Origin of the sequence: Chitinophaga polysaccharea (genome assembly GCF_902150045.1) — a bacterium.
Classification (GTDB): Bacteria; Bacteroidota; Bacteroidia; order Chitinophagales; family Chitinophagaceae; genus Chitinophaga; species Chitinophaga polysaccharea_A.
Genome location: NZ_CABFVU010000003.1, coordinates 666,062 through 685,457, shown reverse-complemented (window position 1 = coordinate 685,457; position 19,396 = coordinate 666,062). Strand labels below are relative to the sequence as shown.

The window sequence follows — 19,396 nt, the reverse complement described above, 5'->3', positions numbered from 1 at the left end:
ATCTCCTCCAATATCATGATGGCAGGGGAGTGGGCAGCAATGATTGACATTTTTTTATTAAATTAAAGGGGCAGTTTATAAAATAACATCCATGAAAGAGGACGTCACGAGTAGAACCGCCCAATATATGGCCTTATTCCGTGCGCTGGAAACAACCCGCCCCAGGGACCGCCGTTTGTTCACCGATAAATTTGCATCATGGTTCCTTGACAACAGGCTGAAACTGGGCGTATGGCTTTGCCGGATACCCGGATGGCGGCCATTCGCAGAATGGATCATCCGGAAAAAGATCCCGGGCGCATTGTCGTCCGGCATTGCACGCACAAAATATATCGACGACCTTTTATTGCAGGCGGTTGACCAGGGAGCCCAACAGGTGTATATTCTCGGCGCCGGTTTTGATACACGCGGCCTGCGGCTCCCGTTTCTCCGGCAGTTGAAAGTGGTGGAAATAGATCATCCTAATACGGCTGCTTACAAACTGTCTAAACTGCGCTCACATAAATTGCCTGCCAAAGTATATTATTACCAGATAGATTTTAACCGTCAAAGCCTTGACCAGCTGAGCGCGCTGAACAACTTTGATTTTACAGTGCCTACCGCCATTATCTGGGAGGGCGTTACCAACTACCTTAACAAAGAGGCCATCGACAGCACCTTTGCGTTCCTGCAACGCTTTGAGCCCGGTTCCCGGGTCATTTTTACCTATGTGCACCAGGCAGTGTTGGATAATCCTTCCGCATTTTATGGCGGTGAGAAACTGCTCCGGGATGTGGCGGACCTGGAAGAACGGTGGACGTTCGGCTTTGATCCCTCTGCATTGCCGGCATACCTTCGCCGGTATGGCTTTCAGCTGCTGGAAGACCTTGGCGCCAGCGAATACCGGAAACACTACTTACCCGGCCGGTCTGAAAAAGGGTATGAATTTTACAGGGTGGCCTGCGCGGAACGTATCGCCCGCTAACGGCTGTTACAGCTAAACATTACTGTATGTCTTGTTGTTTTATTGCTGCCGGTAGGCGCATTAAAATAACTTTTTATGAAAGCAATCATCAGATCCATGTTGGTGGGCATGTTGATATTAGCAGGTGCATGCGGTACCACCGTTCATATGACCGGGACCTGGAAAGCGCCCGACGCTCCTGCAGAAGGCTATCACAACATACTTGTTGCCTCTCTTACCTCAAATACAGGGGCACAGCAGGTGGTAGAAACCCAGATGGCCGCAGCGTTGCAGAAGCGTGGCGTTACGGCTGGGAAAGGGCTCGACCTGTTTCCTCCTAAATTTAATCCCGTCAGCGACCAGGATAAAAGCGCCGCTACACAAAAGATCCTGGACGCAGGTTATACAGCGGTGTTAACTACTTCCCTGGTAAATAAAGAATCCCAGACCAGGTATGTGCCAGGCACCGTATCTTACGCCCCATACCCGGTATATGGCTGGTATGGCCGCTTCTGGGGATATTATGGGTATATGTACGGATCGGTGTATTCGCCGGGGTATTACACCACCGACAAAAGGTATTTCCTGGAAAGCAACCTGTACGACCTGAAGCAGGATGGGAAACTGGTATGGTCCGGTCAGTCGGAGACCTACAATCCCAACAGCCTGGAATCATTTGCCAAAGCCTTTGCCACGCAGGTATCTGACGCGCTGCAAAACGGAGGATTATTGAAAAGATGATCAGTGGCTGTTATCATAGTAGGTATTATCCCGCTCAATTTTACCCTCTTCAATGGTGAACACCGTGCAGATGGGCAGACGCCATTTTTTGCCGTCGGGCCCGGTGGCAGAGGATATGAACTCCACGGTAACATGATTTCTATCCGCGTAAACGCTCACCACTTCATCCTGGATATCGGGGAATTGCTGTTGCAGCTCCTGGTATTTTTTGGCTGTCTGTTCCCGCGTACGTAATACCGGCTCAGGCCCAAAGGAGGGATCCAGGAACATGGCCGTATCTTTATAGCATGCGGCCAGCTTTTTCCAGTTATGCTGATTAAAAGCATCAAAGAGGTCTTTCACAACAAGGGTATTGGAATTTGCCAGGCTGATTTTACTACCAGGTTGCACGCATCCTGTAAAAGGAAGCGCCAGTAAGAGTATAAGGGAAATTTTCATGCATCAGGATTTGGAATATTACAAATTACAAAGAAGTGTGGAAAAATGAATTTATAATTTAGATTTGCTGATTAAATTATAAACCAGGTTTTATGGAGATGTCACAGCCCGATCCGGAATTATTACAACAACTGGTGGTGATGAAAATGCCTTTTGGAAAGTATAAAGACGTAGTGCTTTGCGACCTGCCGGTAAGCTACCTGGAATGGTTCCAGCGCAAAGGATTCCCGAAAGGGAAGCTGGGAATGCTGCTGGAAACGATGCTGGTAATAAAAATGAATGGTCTTGCCCAATTGCTCGATCCATTGAAAAAGAGGTAATAAAAAAAGCGGCTGTTCCCATGGAAACAGCCGCCTGAATAAGTTATCCTGTTGTTATCAGAACCAGGTGGTGTTCTTTTCTTCTTCTTCCACATTATTCTTTGCCGCTTCAGCCTCTACTGCAGCAGACACCCTGATCTCATCCGCCACCGGCGTATGACTCAGTTCCGCTTTTACAACCGGCTGCACGTTTTTCCGGATAGCGCCTTCCACAACCGCGCCTTCCTCAATTTCCAGCACCATTGCGTTTACATCGCCTTTTACCATCGCCTTATTGCTGATATGGGCTTTGTTGGTGATATATACATCGCCATACACTTTCCCGTGTACTACCAGGTCGGCAGCATATATATGCCCGCGGATGCTTGCTGTTTCACTAACTACCAGCTTGCCGCTGGTCTTTACATCGCCCCTTACATTTCCGTCGATCCGACCGGACACAGAGGCATCTATACTACCGTTCACGGAAACTGTTTCAGGAATACGGAAAGCTCCGGGAACAATTATATTTCGGAAAATATGTCTGACATTGATCACAAGTACAAATTATAGGGTGACGGGATTAGGTGTAGCATTGGGACTGTGTTGTGCCTGGTCTTCAAAAGTAGACACAATAGAACTGGAGTTACCCAGGTCAAGCCCTACGCTTCTTTGAGGTTTATTATCTGAAATTCTCAATGAATTATAAAGATAACCGATACTCATGAGTTTTTCAGGTTCGGGAGCAACTTCCACCGGGATAAAATCACGGAATTCTTCTACAAAGGCATCTGTCAGTTCACGGTAATGAGCGCCGCCGCCCATCAGGTATATCTTTTCGCAGGTTTCAAAGTCGAGGTCCGTAAAGTAGCTGCGCATCAGGGGCGAAACCACTTCCTTGTAGTATTGGGTAAGCACGCCCTTGCGCATATCCCGCAGATCAATACGTTTGCGGTTGGTGAAAATAGAGCCTTTCATGAAAGCATCATCCACCTGGTGCTCATTCTTCATTTCCAGGTAATGTTTCTGGTTCAGCTCACGGGTCAGGTTATTAATGGCGTAACGGATGCCGTGGGAGCTGAAGCAGGTACGGTGTACCAGTCCGTCGCCGGTGGCCATACCGCCTTCTATGGTACCAAATCCGAAACTAACAGCAATGAAATTGTCCAGCTGCGGTTCGTTGATACTTTTCTTCAGTCCTATAATTCCTCCCACAATTTCAGGGATCACTTCATATTTCTCAATATCAAACATGGCTTTCTTAAAAGAGCCTTTGGTATTGTAGGTTTGTGTATCGTAGTCGATCAGGAAATGACGTTTACTCAAAAACTGCTCTGCAGCATTTTTGTAGATATTATACGTGGAGAAGGGAAAACCAACAGTAAGGGCAATGGGTTGTTGTACTTTATCAATCGTGTTCAGCAAAGCAGCTTTAAACAGTATTTCGTAATCCTCTTCTGTGGGCGACGCATTGGTAACCCTGCCCGGATTGATGCCGCCTCTTTTGGCCAGGTTGCCTACCAGGTACCAGGCATCGTCCTTTTTAATTTTTAATCCGTTGAGAAGATCCTTACTTGAGTTTTCTGTGTTTCCGAATGCGGTTTCAAAGACGCTTGGGAAGCTGGTTGTTGATACTTTCATAGTGCTTTGTTATAATAACGAATGTAGCCGTGACTCTCCGCGTGGGAGGGTTTTCATCGGGATTGAAATAGTGGTTAAAGATATAAAATATTAGAATAAGGGGATGACAACCAGTGAATTTATACTAAATTTAATACAGCCGGGTTACATTTCAAAATGTATAACCATCGCAAGCGTACCGGTGGGCTGATAATAAACAACCCCGCTTTGCCGTTTAGAGGGTGTCCCGCCCTTTGCCTGTATTCATCCTTATTTCATTCGTATGAAGTACATTGTACTGGCGGCCGGTATTTTTTTATGGGCCTGTCATTCTTCACAGAAGGTATACCAGGCGCCCGCGGTGGGAGCAGAGGCCCAGTTTGACCGCGGCCTCCGGCCGGAGAAGCACCCCAAATATCTCTTTGATAAAAAAACAATGAAAGACATCCAAAAACAGGGTACTGTAACCACGTACTCCTCCAAACGCCATAATACCGCGCCTACTATTCCCCTGCCCGGAAAGGGAGCCAATGGAAAAGACAGTACGAATACGGCGGCCGACAGCCTGCATATCCCCGTATCTGATAGTTTGCGGGTCCCGGCAGATTCCCTTAAAGCGCCGGCAGATACCACGCATATCCCTTAACCCTTTGCTGCTGTGATGCCGTTTCCGGGTAATTCCCTACTTTTGAGCCACTGCTTTTATTCAGCTTATGAGGAAATATTTTATTTTATGCTTGCTGCTGGCAGCGCTCCGGCAAGCCAGCGCTCAAGTCTCTTTATATATGCCGCTGACCATTAAAAAGGCATATGATAATCAAACCCGCAGCTACAGCGGCGCCCCGGGCGCAAAATACTGGCAGAACAAGGCCGGGTACAACATCAGGGTAGCCTTTGATCCGTCTGTCAACCGGGTATCCGGCTCGGAACAGATCCATTATACCAATAACAGTCCCGATACCCTGAAGGCTGTTAACTTTAAACTGTTCCCCAACCTTTTCCAGAAAGGGGCCATCAGGAGTATGGCGGTTTCCCCGGAAGACCTTACCAATGGCGTGGTAATAAAGAACCTGAAAGTGAATGGCGAAGCCAGGCCTTTGCAAGGCACCATTAGGGGCACTAACATGCCGCTGTACATCCCTGACCTTTACCCGGGACAGTCCGTACAGTTTGAGCTCGACTTTTCCTACACCCTCAATGAAAATACGCATATCAGAACGGGCTCGGTGGATTCTGGTGCTTATTTCATCGCTTACTTCTTTCCCCGCATTGCCGTATACGACGATATCAACGGATGGGACCAGATCCCTTACACAGGCACCCAGGAGTTTTATAATGACTTCAGCGATTTTCGTGTAGCCATTACAGTGCCGGGCAACTACCAGGTATGGGCTACCGGCGATCTGAAAAATACAGCTGCCGTATACAACGATAAATATGTACAACGCATCGCCGCTGCTGAAAAGAGCAACGATGTAATAGCTGTAATAGACAGCAACGATATAAGGGAAGGTAACATCAACCGCAGCCGCAGTGCCAACACCTGGCAATATGAAGCAGTTAATGTCACCGATTTTGCATTTGCCATCAGTAACCACTACTGCTGGAATGCCACCAGCGTTGAGGTAGACGCCTCCACGAAAAGGCGTACCCGCGTAGACGTAGCCTTTAACCCTGCCCATGCCGATTTCTTTGACGTCATACATTATGCAAGGGCTACTGTTGATAAGATAAGCCATCACTTCCCCAAATGGCCTTTCCCATACCCGCATGAAACGGTATTCGACGGGCTCGACCAGATGGAATATCCTATGATGGTAAACGATAACCCGCTGGCAGATAAAGCGCAAACCATAGAGCTTACCGACCACGAAATATTCCATACGCTGTTTCCCTTTTACATGGGCACCAACGAAACGCAATACGCCTGGATGGATGAAGGATGGGCTACCATAGGAGAGTGGATCATATCGCCGCTTATCGATAGCTCCATCGTGGATGATTACGGGATGTCGCCTTACAACTATATTGCGGGGAAACAGGCAGATCTGCCTATCATGACGCCCTCCAATCAGATTACGGATGCCTATGTCACCAATTCTTATCCCAAGCCTGCACTGGGCTATCTTTACATAAAAGACATGCTGGGCGATAGCCTTTTCCTGAAGGCGTTGCATTATTACATGTCGCAATGGAATGGTAAACATCCGCAGCCATACGATTTCTTTTACTGCATGAACACCGGCGCCGGCAAGAATATGGACTGGTTCTGGAAAAGCTGGTTCTTCGATAACGGGTTCCCCGACCTGGGCATTACCCGTGTAACACAGAAAGATAAACAAGGCGCCGTTGAAATTACCTCCCTTGGCAATAAGCCCGTGCCTATAGATATTACCGTATCTTTTGACGACAACAGCACCATCAGATTACACCGCAGCATTGCCGTATGGGAAAAGGGCAACAAAACAGTATCACTCCGGTTTCCATCTCCCCAAAAAATAAAAAAAGTAACCCTGGGCAGTACCTGGGTGGCAGACATCAACAAACGGGACAACGTGTACGAGGTAAAATAACCACTTACAGTTTATCGTAATATAGGCAGTATATTTTCTGGAAACTGCCACCTACAATACCAAGGCCGCCCTGTGTATTGCTTTTAAGCTGTATGGCCTGGATAAGGCTGTTCAGCCCCGGATTACGCTTTACCTTTTCGTAGGTGAGCAGGAAATCATAATATTCTTTTGAGACAGATTTTACATATACCAGCACCCTTCCTACAGGAGCAATGGCTTCAGCGGGATTGGAACTGAGCGCGATGGCATTGATGTAAAAATAAGTAGTGAGCGGTTTACCGGATTGTGTGAACAGGATGCTGTTATAGTTTTCATTCAACCCGCCGATCTGGTTATTATCTGCATTTTCATCCTGCGTATAACAGGGAATGCGGAGGTAATCGTTGAGAAAACTGCTGTCTTTTTTTGGATTGCAGCCTGGCAGATGTTTCACTTTCTGGTAGAGGGAATCATTCTCGCTTTTCCTGTAACGGACACCTCTATACGAAAAAGTAGTATCGGTTATAACGCTTTGCTTCAGCGCTTCCATGACCACGTATTGCTTCATGCCTGGAATGGGGTTCACTGTAAGATGAAAGCGCAGTACTGGCCGTCCGTTAAGCAGCGTGCGCACCGTATCCAGCAGGTCCACTTTAAAGGGCGGAGGGATAGAAGCCATGGCAGTAACGGTTTTCAGGCCAGGCACCATTACCTGTACTTTATAGTTCCTGCCGGCATCCAGTTTTGTTTTTCCTCGGTACACGCTCATGGCATTGCTGGAATCCTTATCGTAGGTGAGTGTTTCCAGTAATTGCCCGCTTTTATCCATCAGCTGCACATCTGCATTCTCCACCAGCTCAAAACCGGTATTAATACCGGGGCCTACAGGTTTACTTTTGCCTACCCTTACCTCAGGAAAACTGTTAGCCACCAGTTCACTGTATACTACTTCCCTGGGAACAGCATTGTTGGGAGGGAGCGGCAATTCCTGCTCACAGCCTGACAGGAGCAGGATAGCTAAAACGGGGATGAATATAAAAAGGTGCTTCATTGATTAAAATTTAAACGTGTAGCTCAGGTATGGCAATGCCCTGAACAAACTATACTGGTATAACTGCAACGGGTATACGTCGGAATAATCAAGATACGAGAACTGGTCGAAGCTCACGATAAAAGGATTAGAGCGGTTATAGATATTATATACGCCTGCTGTGATTACATGATGAAAGCGTTTTTCATTGCCCAGGTTCAACGTTGCGCCAAGGTCCAGGTGGTGCACAGGATGCAGGCGGTAGTTGTTTAACCGGGCAATGTAAGGCAGGTAATTCACCCGGAAGGTGGAGAACGGCGAGTAGCGCTCATCCAGGTATCCTTTGATGTTGCGGCTCCAGTCGAAATCCGGGAATATTTGTACCGGCAGCGTGAAAGGCGCGCCGGAGGCAAACTTCCATGAGGCGGACAGGCTCCACCTGGGGTTAAACCGGTATTTAAGCGCCAGGGAAAGATTATGACGGCGGTCTTCTTTATATGGGAACATTTTACCGGCATTGAGGCGGTCAAACTGCCGCCATGCCCACGACAAGGTATAGGAAAAGATCCCGGTAAATTTACCCTGTGTTTTTTCCAGCAGCAGTTCGCTGCCGTAGTTATACCCATTGCCTGCGATCACTTTTTTCTCCCAGAGGTCAGAGTTATCAAAGATATTCAGCACCGTGTTGGTGGTCACTATATTCTTCAGCTGCTTGTAATAAAGGTTCACATTAAAGCGCCAGTGATTGTTCCATTGCCGCTGGTAGGCAAGACTGTAGGAATAAGCATGTTCCGGTTTTATATTTTCCGTGCTGGGCACCCACAGGTCGGTAGGAAGATTGATCACCGGCGTGGTAAGCTGGTGCACGAACTGGGTCATCTCAGCAAAGGAGGCCTGCAGGTACTGGGAATGGGGGAGTTTCCAGCGTAGCATCAACCGTGGCTGCAGGCTGGCATAAAAGGAAGTTTTTTGTGCAAGTGCCCCGAAATGCAGTCCAGGCCTTACCACTAGCCGGTCGTTCAGCAGGCTGAGCTCATCTTCTGCATAAGCGGAGATCTCGGACATATAATAGATAGGGGCTTTCCTTTGTGTGGCTTCTCCCGCGGAAATGTTGTTATGATAAGCCGTGGGAGCGAAATTATGATAGGTGTACCCGCCCCCGAAGGAGATGTGGTGCGTGTTGCTCACCGCGTATTCCGTTTCATTCCTGATGGCAATGTCCCTGATCCGGGAAACGCCTTTTCCTTTTACAAACAGGGAGTCGTAAAAGGAGAGGGGAATAATGGAGTTTTGTGTAAAGAGATTATAAAAACGGCTGTAGGTAGCGGTAGTATTGGAAAATATTTTAGGGCTCACTACCCGTGTCCACTTCACGGCAGCGGTAATATTGCTCCAGTCGAAATTGTAATCATCAAACAGCTGGATCAACTGGTTCTCGCTCCTGATAAACATTTTATCCTGTCCTTTGTAAAAGCTCACATAAATCCTGTTCTTTTTGTCGATTACCTGGTTGAGTTTAAAGTTTACATCGTAGAGATAATATTTGCCATAGTCTTTTAGCAGGGCCTTTTCATCAAGCGCATCCACCAGCGACCTTCTTACTGATAAAGACATGGAGCTGCGGTCTTTTACAATAGGGCCTTCCAGCAGGAAGCTGCCCGATACGGGGCTGAGGGTAGCGCTGCCATGCCATTCCTTCATGTTCCCGTCTTTTGTACGGATATCCACTACCGATGAAAGGCGGCCGCCATAGCGGGCAGGAAAGGCATCTTTATAAAGCGATACGTCTTTAACGGCATCCCCGTTAAAGATGGAGAAAAGGCCGAACAGGTGACCGGTATGGTAAAGCGGAACCCCATCGAGAAGATAGAGGTTCTGGTCGGCTCCGCCTCCTCTTACCAGCAGGTTGCTGCTGCTTTCCAGTGAGCTGCCTGTTCCGGGGTACAGCTGCAGTGATTTCAATACATCTTTTTCACCCAGCAGGGCAGGGAAGTTGGATACATACCCAACGGGCATATTAACATAACCCGGTTGTGTGGTAACCGTTTCTTTTTCACCGTTCACTATCACGGTTTGCAGCATGCTCCGGGGATCCATATGGATGTCCATCTGCCCGTCGTCCGGTGGGGGCAGGTGCTGGAATACAGGTTTGTAACTGATATGGGAAAACACTATGCCCTGGCAGGTATCCGGTACTTGCAGGCTATAGAAGCCATAGGCATTGGTTTCGGTTCCTTTGCGGGTCGCAGGGTCATAAACGGATGCGCCGATGATCAGCTCATTGCTGTTTGCTTCCTTTACAAACCCGCTGATGGTATAATACTGCACCTGTGAAGTTTCCCTGAGCAGGAATATTTTCCCGTTAAGGGCGGCGGCCTGGATGCCGGTTCCCTGGAGAATGGAATTCAGGACGGCGCCGGTGGTTTTTTCCGTTCCGTTAAGTTGCACTTTTTTATTCAGATGCAAAAAGCTGGAGCTATAGGAAACGCTGATACCAGTTACCTTTTGCAGGTCCTGTATGTAGTGGAGGATGGTTCCCTGCCGTGTGGCCGGCGTATAGCCGACATGCAGGAGGTCATTGCCGTTTTCCTGTGCCCACAGGAATTGGAAGGAGAACAGCAACAACAGCAGGATACTGCAAATACGGAAATAAGGTTTTATTGGTCTACTGACTGATGACGATGGTATCGCCTTCCTGTTGATAGTGGAAACCAAGCAATAGTTGTAATTCATGCAAAACATCATCGCAGGACTGATTCCGGAATGTGATCGTAGCTTTTTGCTGCGATGCGGTTTCCTTATATTTTTCATCAACCCTGATATCTTTTGCGTAAAAGTCGGCTAATTGCGGCAATATTTCAAGGAGTGTCTGGTCATTAAATTGCAAAATACCTGTTTTCCAGGCGATAAAGTTGAGGTTATGGTTGTTATTGGCCGACAGGAGGCCATTGCCCCATATGCCCCGCTGGCCGCTATTCAGGATCACGGCGGCGGTATCGCCTTCCACGCCCAGTTTTACGCTGCCGGAAGCAACAGTAACAGCGGTGCTGTCTTTTCCCGTTTGCACGGTAAAGGAAGTGCCCAGTACTTCAACTATGGATTGGTTGGGTGTTTTCACAAGGAAAGGATGCCCCGGATCACTGGCTATTTCGAAGAAGGCTTCTCCTTCCAGTTCCACTATACGCTGGTTATGATGATAGCCGTTGATATACCTGATAGTAGCGCCCTGGCGGAGGGTAACCATTGATTTATCGGGTAATTGCAGGCTTTTTATTTTGCCGTCGTTCGCGGCCAGTTCATGTTTTTTAAGGGAGGAACGTGTTTCCAGCCACCATGCGCCGGCAGTGAGCAATGCCACTATAGCGGCAGCAGCAGCGTACCTCGTGTAAAGTGTTTTTACGCGTGATGCGGGTGGTTGGATGGCCTGGCTGGCTTTTTCCCAGGCGGCTGCGGCATCGTATTGTCTTTGAGGCACAGCGGCAGCAGAGGGGCTGTCGTGCCACAACTTTGCCAGTATCTCGTATTCCGCCCTGTTTCCGGGAGAGGCTTCCAGCCATTCCTGCAAGGCGGCGGATTCCGCTTCCGTACATTGACCAGAAAGATTTTTGGCAATCAGTTCATACAGGTGAGTATCAAATTGCTCCATAATACAGTGTGCTCTACTTAAATAACGCTCATAAATATAAGAACCCTCTACAAGGGCATGAATAATTTTAGTAAAAACAGGATACTAACGGGCAGTCCGTATTGCTGTAAATACTTCCTCAATAGCTTCAGGGCCCGTCCCATATAGTTTTCCACCGTTTTGGCGGAAAGTCCCAGTTTCGCCGCTGCCTGCTGATGCGTCATACCCTGCAGCCTGCAGCAGGTAAATACTTCCTTGCACTGTGGGGGCAGGTTGGCAATGGCCTCATACACCAATTGCTCATAGTGGGGCTTTGCATTTTCAATTTCTTTTTCCCCCGGATCTTCCGAAACTTCTGCCAGCCATTCAAAGCCCTTGTTGCCTGCTTCCTCCGTGCTTTGCTTGCGTAATACGGAAATAGAGTTATTCCGGACGGCACGGAAAAGGTATGCTTTTATATTGGGTATGCCTATCAGCTGCCGGTGTTTCTCCCAAAGCTTTATAAAGGTCTCCTGCACCACATCTTCCGCTGCTGCATCATCTTTCAGGAAACTATAGGCATAGTTGCATAAGTCGTTGTACTGCGAGTGAAATAACTCTTTATATGCCTGGTAAGAAGGTGATGTAATCATTTAACCTTCAGGAAGTTTTAGTATATGAAATGATCGTCGCGAAAGTAACCATCTTTTTGAAACAAATGACGGTTTACACATTACAGATAATAATTTTATTTGCAGGGAATGAGGAACTAAAAAAAGTTTTAGAAAAGATAGAGGGGAACGGGATTTTCTGCGTTAGCAATATAATGGCCATGACCATGTTTGTTAGAAGTTAGTTTTTTTTAGTTGTGTTAAACCGGGGTTGCATAGAACCATATGCAACCCTATTTTAAACTGCTCTCCATTTTTCCTGTATTCTGTATTTTTTGTTGACCCCAAATTATCCAGAGCGGATTTTGTCTGACTCAGGATTATAATGATTTCTTTGATTTTATTTTTTTGAGTTTATAAATAATAGTTAAGGGAGATAGAGGCGGATATATCCGCTTTATCTCCCTTAACTATTTTACATAGCCTCTAAAACAAAAAACTAAAAGTAAAAATCAAAGAAATCATCATAATCCTGAGTCAGACAAAATCCGCGCTCGCCGAAGGCGATAATTGCGTATTTTTAAATAAAACCATGTAAGATGACCGGACCGCTCACTAAACTGAAGAACGCCTACCACCTGCTGAAGAGCATTGATTTTGCCATGCTGGCCAAACTCTCTGAAAAAGTAGACTTGCCCAAGGTAATGGAATCAGTAGGAAAGATGGACGACACACAACTGAACGGCCTTATGAAAATGCTCAGCAGCAGCGGCGGGAAGAAAAAAGAACTGCCTCCCATTGAAGGCGACTTCTACGACCTGGGAGCAAGGCTCAATGCAGAAGACCGGGCGTTGCAACTGAAAGTACGCGCATTCATGGAAAAGGAAATACAGCCTATCGTGAATGAATACTGGCTGAAAGCAGAATTCCCTTTTGAGATCATTCCCAAATTCAGGGAGCTGAATATCTGTGGCGTTACCTATGATGGATATGGCTGCCCTAACCGGTCGTTCCTCATGGAAGGGATCATTGCCATGGAAATGGCCCGCGTTGATGCTTCCGTAGCCACTTTCTTTGGTGTGCAAAGCGGGCTGGCCATGGGTTCTATCTATATGCTGGGCTCCGAAGCGCAGAAACAGGAGTGGCTGCCCGGTATGCAACAGCTGAATATTATCGGCGCATTCGGGCTTACAGAACCGGAAGTGGGCTCCGGTACCGCAGGCGGACTAACTACCACGGCTAAACGGGAAGGCGATACCTGGATACTGAACGGGCAGAAAAAATGGATAGGCAATGCCACTTTTGCAGATGTAATTGTTATATGGGCCAGGGATGTAGACGATAACCAGGTGAAAGGCTTCCTGCTCAGGAAAGATACGCCCGGCTTCAGCGTGGAAAAGATCCACGATAAAATGGCGCTGCGCATTGTTCAGAACGGGCTCATCACCATGAAAGGCTGCCGCATTGCGGAATCCGACCGCTTACCAAACGCTTCCTCCTTTAAAGATACTGCCCGCGTACTCCGTATGACCCGCGCCAGTGTGGCCTGGGAAGCAGTGGGCTGCGCCCGGGGCGCCTATGAGAACGCATTAGCGTATACCCGTAACCGTAAGCAGTTCGGTAAACCTATTGCCGCCTTCCAGCTGATCCAGGGACACCTGGTGGAGATGCTGTCCAACCTCACCGCAATGCAAACCATGGTGTTCCGGCTGTCTGAAATACAGGATGCCGGCGGACTGAAGGATGAACATGCATCCCTGGCTAAAGTATTTTGTACCCTGCGTACACGCGACGTGGTAAGCCGCGCCCGTGAAGTAATGGGAGGCAATGGCATCCTGCTGGAATACAATGTGGCAAGGTTTGTAGCAGATGCAGAAGCTATCTATTCCTACGAAGGCACCAAAGAAATTAATTCCCTCATTGTGGGCAGGGCCATCACCGGCTTCAGCGCATTTGTATAAAATATCAGATCTTTTTTATAGTTTAAGTGCCCGATTGTGGCTTATGCCGCAACTAATACTTAATCCGCATCCTTATGAATTCATCAAACAGACGTAATTTTCTCAGGAATGTTTCCCTGGGAACCCTTGCTGCCATTAGCATCCCGGATATTGTTTCCGCAGCTGTGGCAACAGAGAAAGCAAAAAAGATTGCACTCAAAAAAGAAAATGTAATATTGTTCCAGGGCGATTCCATTACAGATGCAGGTCGTAAACGCGATAATGATCAGCCAAATGCCGGCGGCGCACTGGGAGGCGGTTATGCACTGATGGCGGCATCTGCCATGTTGCTGAAAAATGCAGATAAAAACCTGAAAATATATAATAAAGGCATCAGCGGAAATAAAGTATTTCAGCTGGCCGACCGCTGGGATATCGACTGCCTGGTGATCAAGCCGGATGTGCTGAGCATCCTGGTGGGGGTAAATGATTACTGGCACACGCTGAGCAATAACTACAAAGGCACGGCGCAAACCTACCGGGACGACTACGACAAGCTCCTGGCCCGTACCAGGCAACAGCTGCCCGATGTTCAGCTGATCGTCGGTGAGCCCTTTGCCGTGAAAGGAGTAAAAGCCGTGGATGATAAGTGGTATCCCGCATTTGATGAATACCGTGCTGCCGCCCGTGAACTGGCAGATAAATACCAGGCCATCTTCATCCCTTATCAATCCGTTTTTGATAAAGCTCAAAAAGCAGCACCGGCTGCCTACTGGACCGGCGACGGCGTACACCCCAGCGTAGCGGGCGCCCAGCTGATGGCAGAAGCCTGGCTGCAATGCGTAAAATAAATTTTAACACATAGCAGGAATAGCTTCCCTCCGGGAGGCTGTTCCTTTTCTTCACTACATGAAATTCTGAAACCCGGTTATGAAACAAATAGTTATCTTATTAATGATGATTGGAGTAAATACAACTATTGCCGCACAACAACAACAGATCCACCTGTGGCCTGCTGCAGTACCCGGAGAAACAGCCCCCAAACAAACGGCCAAAGTAACGCCGGATGGCAGCAATAATGTAACCAGGCTTACAGATGTGACAGACCCCATCCTGGAAGTATTCCCTGCTGCCAATGGCAATGGCGCCGGTGTGATCATTTGCCCGGGAGGTGGCTATAATATCCTCGCTATTAACCTGGAAGGATATGAAATAGCCGCCTGGCTTAATAAACTTGGATACACCGCTTTTGTATTGCAGTACCGTGTTCCCAATAAGGAAGCAGGCGCCCTGCAGGATGCACAACGCGCTATACGCCTGGTACGCAGCAGGGCGGCTGAATGGAAGCTGCAGCCCGACAAGGTAGGAATGATGGGCTTTTCCGCAGGCGGGAGCCTTACTGCCAGAGCATCCACACAATATAACGTGCACACCTATACGCCAATCGACAAAGCAGACTCATTATCTGCCCGCCCGGCTTTCAGCGCACTCATTTACCCCGCTTATCTTGATAAAGGAGAAAACAGGTCGCTTACTCCTGAACTGACATTAAACAGCGAAACCCCATCCACGTTCCTTTTTGCCACTGCAGATGATTTCTATGGCAACAGCGCCCTGGTAATGGCCGGCGCCCTCCGCGACGCCAAAGTACCTGTGGAGCTGCACTTCTATGCCAAAGGAGGCCACGGCTATGGTTTGCGCACCGGTAATCCCGCCGGGGAAGCCTGGCCCGCGCTCATGGAAAAATGGCTGAAAACTGCTGTGAAGTAAGTTTGCATAAATTATGTCTTTTCACAGGTAGCTTCGAGGGAATAATTGGTTACATTTGATCCATTATAAAACCTGTTACCATGGGAATTTTTGATAAACTCAGGAATGAATTTATTGACATTATTGAATGGACCGATGTGTCCCCTGATACCATTGTGTGGAAGTTTCCCCGCTACCAGAATGAAATAAAAATGAACGCCAGGCTCACCGTGCGTGAATCGCAGGTGGCCGTTTTTATGAATGAAGGTAAAATTGCCGACGTATTCCAACCCGGCATGTACACGCTTACTACACAGAATATGCCTATCCTTAGCACCTTGCAGGGATGGAAATATGGCTTCAACAGCCCTTTTAAAGCCGATGTGTTCTTTGTGAGCATGCGGCAGTTCACTAACCAGAAATGGGGCACCAAAAACCCGGTAATGCTCCGCGATGCAGAGTTTGGACCGGTAAGGCTTCGTGCATTCGGCAGCTATGCTTTCCGTGTAAAAGATGCTGCACAGTTCCTGAAAGAAGTGGCAGCTACCAACCCGGAATTTACCGTGGAAGGTATCAATGAGCAACTGCGTAATCTCGCAGTTTCCCGTGGTATGGAAGCGGTAGCGGAAGCAAAAGTGCCTGTACTGGACCTGGCAGCCAACTACGAAGAAGTATCAACCCAGATCACCGGTAAAATAGGTGTTGAATTTAATGAGCTCGGACTGGAACTGACAAAGTTCCTTATTGAAAATATTTCCCTTCCGCCGGAAGTGGAAGCCGCGCTGGACAAACGCAGCAGCATGGGCATTGTGGGCAACCTGGGCGCGTATGCACAATTCCAGGCCGCCAATTCCATGGAGAAAGCAGCGGAAAACCCCTCCGGCGGCGGACTTGCAGCCGCAGGTTTAGGCGCCGGCATGGGCGCAGCCATGATGGGACAGGTAGGTAACATCTTCCAGAACAATAACCAGCAGGCCAACACCGGCGCCGGAGCACCACCTCCGTTACCCGGCGCCGCACCATTTTTTGTAGCAGTAGATGGTAAACAGGCAGGCCCCTTTGATGGAGACCAGCTCCGTCAGCTGGCAGCTGCCGGCAACCTGAATGCACAAACACTGGTATGGAAAACCGGCATGGCCGCATGGGCCGCCGCCGGTACAATACCGGAACTGGCACCGGTATTAGCCACCGTACCACCACCATTACCTTAAACTAAATAAACTGCCGGCGTCAGAAGATGCCGGCAGTGTTATATCTATACATTCCTATGTCTTTCGAGGAAAAAACAAGTGAAACAGTTAACTCGCTGAAATGCCAGAACTGTGGCGCAATCCTGCACTATGCACCGGGCACCAACAGCCTGAAATGCGAATACTGCGGCACAGTGAATCAAATTGAAAATGATACGGAGCCTGCTGCGGTACAGCCCATCGATTATGATACTTTCATTGCTTCCCAGCAAAATCATACAGAAGTTACACAACAGGCAGTAGTAGTAAAATGCACGAGCTGTGGTGCATCCACTACCATGCTGCCCAACGTAACCGCTGATTCATGCCCCTTTTGCGCATCGCCGCTGGTAGTGGATACTGCGCAAACAACATCTATCCTGCAGCCGCATTATGTGCTGCCTTTCGTGGTAAGTGATAAAGACGCAGTACAGCATTTTCAAAAGTGGATGAGTAAACTCTGGTTTGCCCCGTCAGACCTGGTGAAGAAAATAAAAGACAGCTCTTCGCAACAACTGAAAGGCATATACATTCCACACTGGAGCTACGATACGGATACCTATACGGAATACTCCGGCTCCCGTGGTGAATATTATTATACAACAGAAAGCTATACAGTAGAAGTAAACGGCCGTACTGAAACCCGCACACGCCAGGTAAGGCATACCGCATGGTACCCGGCTTCCGGCAGCGTGAACAACAGCTTCCGGGATGTGCTGGTATCTGCCAGTCCCTCTTTGCCTTTAAAAATGGCGCAGATCCTGGAGCCCTGGCACCTCGAACAACTGAAGAAATATGATGCCCGGTACCTTAGCGGATTCCGGGCTGAAATTTACCAGACCAACGCCGAACAGGGACTGGTGATCGCAAAAAAAAGAATGGACCCCGTGATCCGCGCGGAAATCTGTGACGACATCGGCGGAGATGAACAACGCATCGACGATTATGAAGTGGAGTATAATCAGCTTGGTTTGAAATACCTGCTGCTGCCGGTTTGGATCAGCGCCTACCGGTATAATAATAAGCTTTATCATTTTGTAGTGAATGCCTGTACCGGTGAAGTAACCGGCGACCGTCCCTACAGTTGGATGAAAATAGCAGGGCTGATCCTGGCTGTTATTGCGGCTATTGTTATTATATACCAGTTTGCCCAGTCGCAATAATGCCGCGGGGAAGCTGTCCGGAATTAATTTTGGGGAGAGAAAATGTGTATCTGATCCGGGAGCAGATATAAAATTCCAGATAAGAGAAAGGGCCGGCAAAAAACGCCGGCCCTTTCTCTTATCTGGAATTTTTTTGCCTGTACGTTTATAATGCGCCTTGCAACAACGCATTCATCGCCTGCCAATCTCCAACAGAATTATTTTGCCTGTTTATAATTCCAAAGCCATTATTTCCAAGGGAGCCTTCGTCCCAGTAAAACGGAAGCAGGCCGTTAGCTTTAGCCTGTTGTGTTGCATATTTGATCCAGTAGGCGCGTGAAGCAAGATGAAGATTCAGGTTATTGCCGGTAAGTGTAAGCCGGCGAATGGCGCCATATTCCCCTAGTACCACCGGGATTCCGGCATTGACAAATTTCGTTTTCATTTTTTGAAATTCTGCAGCCAGGTAAGCTTCCTCACCCCATGTAGCATTTCGTGAAGGATCAGTTGTGGAATGATACCCCTGGCCCCAGTAATAGAACATAGCGCCCCATGACTCATCATTTGTTAACCCGCAGAATTGCCATGGTCCATAATAATGAACCTCTACCATCATGCGGCCGGACGTAGGATCGGAGGGAAGCGTATTCATCAGTGTGGAGGTTTTGTCAATGTCGGTCGACGGGCCTTGCACCACCAATGTCCTGTAGGTGTTCCTGCCCCCAGTAGAGCGGACTGCATTGATAAAGGTTTGATGGTAAGAAAGTAAGATGCTCATTTCCGTTGAGTTGCTTACCGGCGGTTCATTGGAACCGGCAAACAGCAGATGTTCATCAAAGTCGCGCATTTTGGTGGCAATCTGTTCCCAGAATGCTTTTTGTTTTGCATTCACAGAAGCCTGTGCAGTGGAGTTGATATTATTGTCCAGCCAGCCGCCGTCCCAATGTATGTTCAGGATAACGTATAAACCATTGTTAACGCAATACTGCACCACCTGTTGTACCCTGTTGAGCCACCAATCCTGTATTTTTCCTGTATTCTGATCCGCATATTGATTCCACGAGCAGGGAATCCGGATAGCCTTGAAGCCTCTTGCCTTAATATTATCAATCAACGCCTGGGTAACCAAAGGATTTCCCCAGTAGGTTTCGCCGCCAATAGCTTCCAGCGTGTTTCCTATATTCCATCCCAGCCCCATTTGGAATGCCAGCTGAACCGCATTGTTACTCATTCCTGTTGCGTTAGCCGGTTGGGGGGATGTATTATAACTGGGATACGAAGTAACGGGCTTAGCCATGATCTGATTACCGGACGATTTTAATTCAGACAGCTGCGGGGCATCATCCTCTTTTTTTGCACAGGATGTACAAAGCAGCACTGCCAATAGAAATACCCCCAGGGGGCTTGTTTTTCTGTTTTTCATAACTTCAGTTTTCATGTGGAAATGTTTAAAATATTAACAAATGGGTAAGCCGGGTCCAATAAGAATAACTATAAC

At 48.0% G+C, this 19,396-nt stretch carries 18 protein-coding genes; 10 read left to right on the top strand and 8 right to left on the bottom strand.

The window, feature by feature from the left end:
- The first annotated feature begins 91 nt into the window (after positions 1 to 91).
- Both FN124_RS23165 and FN124_RS23160 read left to right on the top strand, forming a co-directional pair.
- The gene (locus FN124_RS23165; protein WP_142687150.1) at positions 92 to 964 is read left to right on the top strand and encodes a class I SAM-dependent methyltransferase; all 873 of its coding nucleotides are present in this window, start codon (positions 92 to 94) and stop codon (positions 962 to 964) included.
- Between the two features lie 75 nt (positions 965 to 1,039).
- A complete protein-coding gene (locus FN124_RS23160; protein ID WP_142687149.1) occupies positions 1,040 to 1,684 on the top strand; it encodes a DUF4136 domain-containing protein in 645 nt (214 codons plus the stop codon).
- Here the strand turns inward: FN124_RS23160 and FN124_RS23155 are convergent, their stop codons facing one another.
- Positions 1,685 to 2,122 carry a nuclear transport factor 2 family protein gene (locus FN124_RS23155; RefSeq protein WP_142687148.1) on the bottom strand — a complete coding sequence of 146 codons (438 nt, stop codon included), beginning with the start codon at positions 2,120 to 2,122 and terminating at the stop codon, positions 1,685 to 1,687.
- Between the two features lie 92 nt (positions 2,123 to 2,214).
- Between FN124_RS23155 and FN124_RS23150 the strand changes: the two genes are divergently transcribed.
- Complete coding sequence (locus tag FN124_RS23150) at positions 2,215 to 2,442, top strand: DUF3820 family protein (RefSeq protein ID WP_142687147.1); 228 nt, start codon at positions 2,215 to 2,217, stop codon at positions 2,440 to 2,442.
- Between the two features lie 57 nt (positions 2,443 to 2,499).
- On the opposite strand, the gene FN124_RS23145 is transcribed toward FN124_RS23150, so the two are convergent.
- Both FN124_RS23145 and FN124_RS23140 read right to left on the bottom strand, forming a co-directional pair.
- The gene (locus tag FN124_RS23145; RefSeq protein ID WP_142687146.1) at positions 2,500 to 2,979 is read right to left on the bottom strand and encodes a bactofilin family protein; all 480 of its coding nucleotides are present in this window, start codon (positions 2,977 to 2,979) and stop codon (positions 2,500 to 2,502) included.
- Between the two features lie 9 nt (positions 2,980 to 2,988).
- Positions 2,989 to 4,062, bottom strand: a complete 1,074-nt coding sequence (locus FN124_RS23140; protein WP_142687145.1) for a ParM/StbA family protein — start codon at positions 4,060 to 4,062, stop codon at positions 2,989 to 2,991.
- A 262-nt stretch (positions 4,063 to 4,324) separates the two neighbouring features.
- Between FN124_RS23140 and FN124_RS23135 the strand changes: the two genes are divergently transcribed.
- The gene (locus FN124_RS23135) at positions 4,325 to 4,687 is read left to right on the top strand and encodes a hypothetical protein (RefSeq protein WP_142687144.1); all 363 of its coding nucleotides are present in this window, start codon (positions 4,325 to 4,327) and stop codon (positions 4,685 to 4,687) included.
- 67 nt (positions 4,688 to 4,754) lie between these two features.
- The gene (locus FN124_RS23130; RefSeq protein WP_142687143.1) at positions 4,755 to 6,614 is read left to right on the top strand and encodes a M1 family metallopeptidase; all 1,860 of its coding nucleotides are present in this window, start codon (positions 4,755 to 4,757) and stop codon (positions 6,612 to 6,614) included.
- 4 nt (positions 6,615 to 6,618) lie between these two features.
- Here the strand turns inward: FN124_RS23130 and FN124_RS23125 are convergent, their stop codons facing one another.
- Genes FN124_RS23125 through FN124_RS23110 form a run of 4 tightly spaced genes read right to left on the bottom strand, consistent with a single transcriptional unit; the run spans position 6,619 to position 11,880 of the window.
- Complete coding sequence (locus FN124_RS23125) at positions 6,619 to 7,644, bottom strand: DUF4249 family protein (RefSeq protein ID WP_142687142.1); 1,026 nt, start codon at positions 7,642 to 7,644, stop codon at positions 6,619 to 6,621.
- A gap of 3 nt (positions 7,645 to 7,647) precedes the next feature.
- Positions 7,648 to 10,356: a TonB-dependent receptor gene (locus FN124_RS23120; protein ID WP_185937334.1), complete on the bottom strand. Its 2,709-nt coding sequence runs from the start codon at positions 10,354 to 10,356 to the stop codon at positions 7,648 to 7,650.
- Positions 10,289 to 11,269: a FecR family protein gene (locus FN124_RS23115; RefSeq protein ID WP_142687140.1), complete on the bottom strand. Its 981-nt coding sequence runs from the start codon at positions 11,267 to 11,269 to the stop codon at positions 10,289 to 10,291. Before FN124_RS23115 ends, FN124_RS23120 begins: the two co-directional genes overlap by 68 nt.
- Positions 11,270 to 11,316: 47 nt before the next feature.
- Complete coding sequence (locus FN124_RS23110; RefSeq protein ID WP_142687139.1) at positions 11,317 to 11,880, bottom strand: RNA polymerase sigma-70 factor; 564 nt, start codon at positions 11,878 to 11,880, stop codon at positions 11,317 to 11,319.
- A gap of 557 nt (positions 11,881 to 12,437) precedes the next feature.
- On the opposite strand from FN124_RS23110, the gene FN124_RS23105 reads away from it, so the two are divergent.
- The 5 genes from FN124_RS23105 to FN124_RS23085 all read left to right on the top strand — a co-directional run bounded on the left by FN124_RS23105 (position 12,438) and on the right by FN124_RS23085 (position 17,919).
- On the top strand, positions 12,438 to 13,799 hold the full coding sequence (locus tag FN124_RS23105) for an acyl-CoA dehydrogenase family protein (RefSeq protein ID WP_142687138.1): 1,362 nt from the start codon (positions 12,438 to 12,440) through the stop codon (positions 13,797 to 13,799).
- Positions 13,800 to 13,873: 74 nt separating this feature from the next.
- The gene (locus tag FN124_RS23100) at positions 13,874 to 14,629 is read left to right on the top strand and encodes an SGNH/GDSL hydrolase family protein (protein ID WP_142687137.1); all 756 of its coding nucleotides are present in this window, start codon (positions 13,874 to 13,876) and stop codon (positions 14,627 to 14,629) included.
- Between the two features lie 79 nt (positions 14,630 to 14,708).
- A complete protein-coding gene (locus tag FN124_RS23095; protein WP_142687136.1) occupies positions 14,709 to 15,548 on the top strand; it encodes an alpha/beta hydrolase in 840 nt (279 codons plus the stop codon).
- 80 nt (positions 15,549 to 15,628) lie between these two features.
- Entirely contained in the window at positions 15,629 to 16,738 is a 1,110-nt protein-coding gene (locus FN124_RS23090) for an SPFH domain-containing protein (RefSeq protein ID WP_142687135.1), read from the top strand.
- Between the two features lie 56 nt (positions 16,739 to 16,794).
- A complete protein-coding gene (locus FN124_RS23085; protein ID WP_185937333.1) occupies positions 16,795 to 17,919 on the top strand; it encodes a zinc finger domain-containing protein in 1,125 nt (374 codons plus the stop codon).
- Positions 17,920 to 18,064: 145 nt separating this feature from the next.
- Here FN124_RS23085 and FN124_RS23080 read toward each other — a convergent pair whose 3' ends face one another.
- Positions 18,065 to 19,321, bottom strand: a complete 1,257-nt coding sequence (locus tag FN124_RS23080) for a glycoside hydrolase family 5 protein (RefSeq protein WP_221887873.1) — start codon at positions 19,319 to 19,321, stop codon at positions 18,065 to 18,067.
- Positions 19,322 to 19,396: the final 75 nt, after the last annotated feature.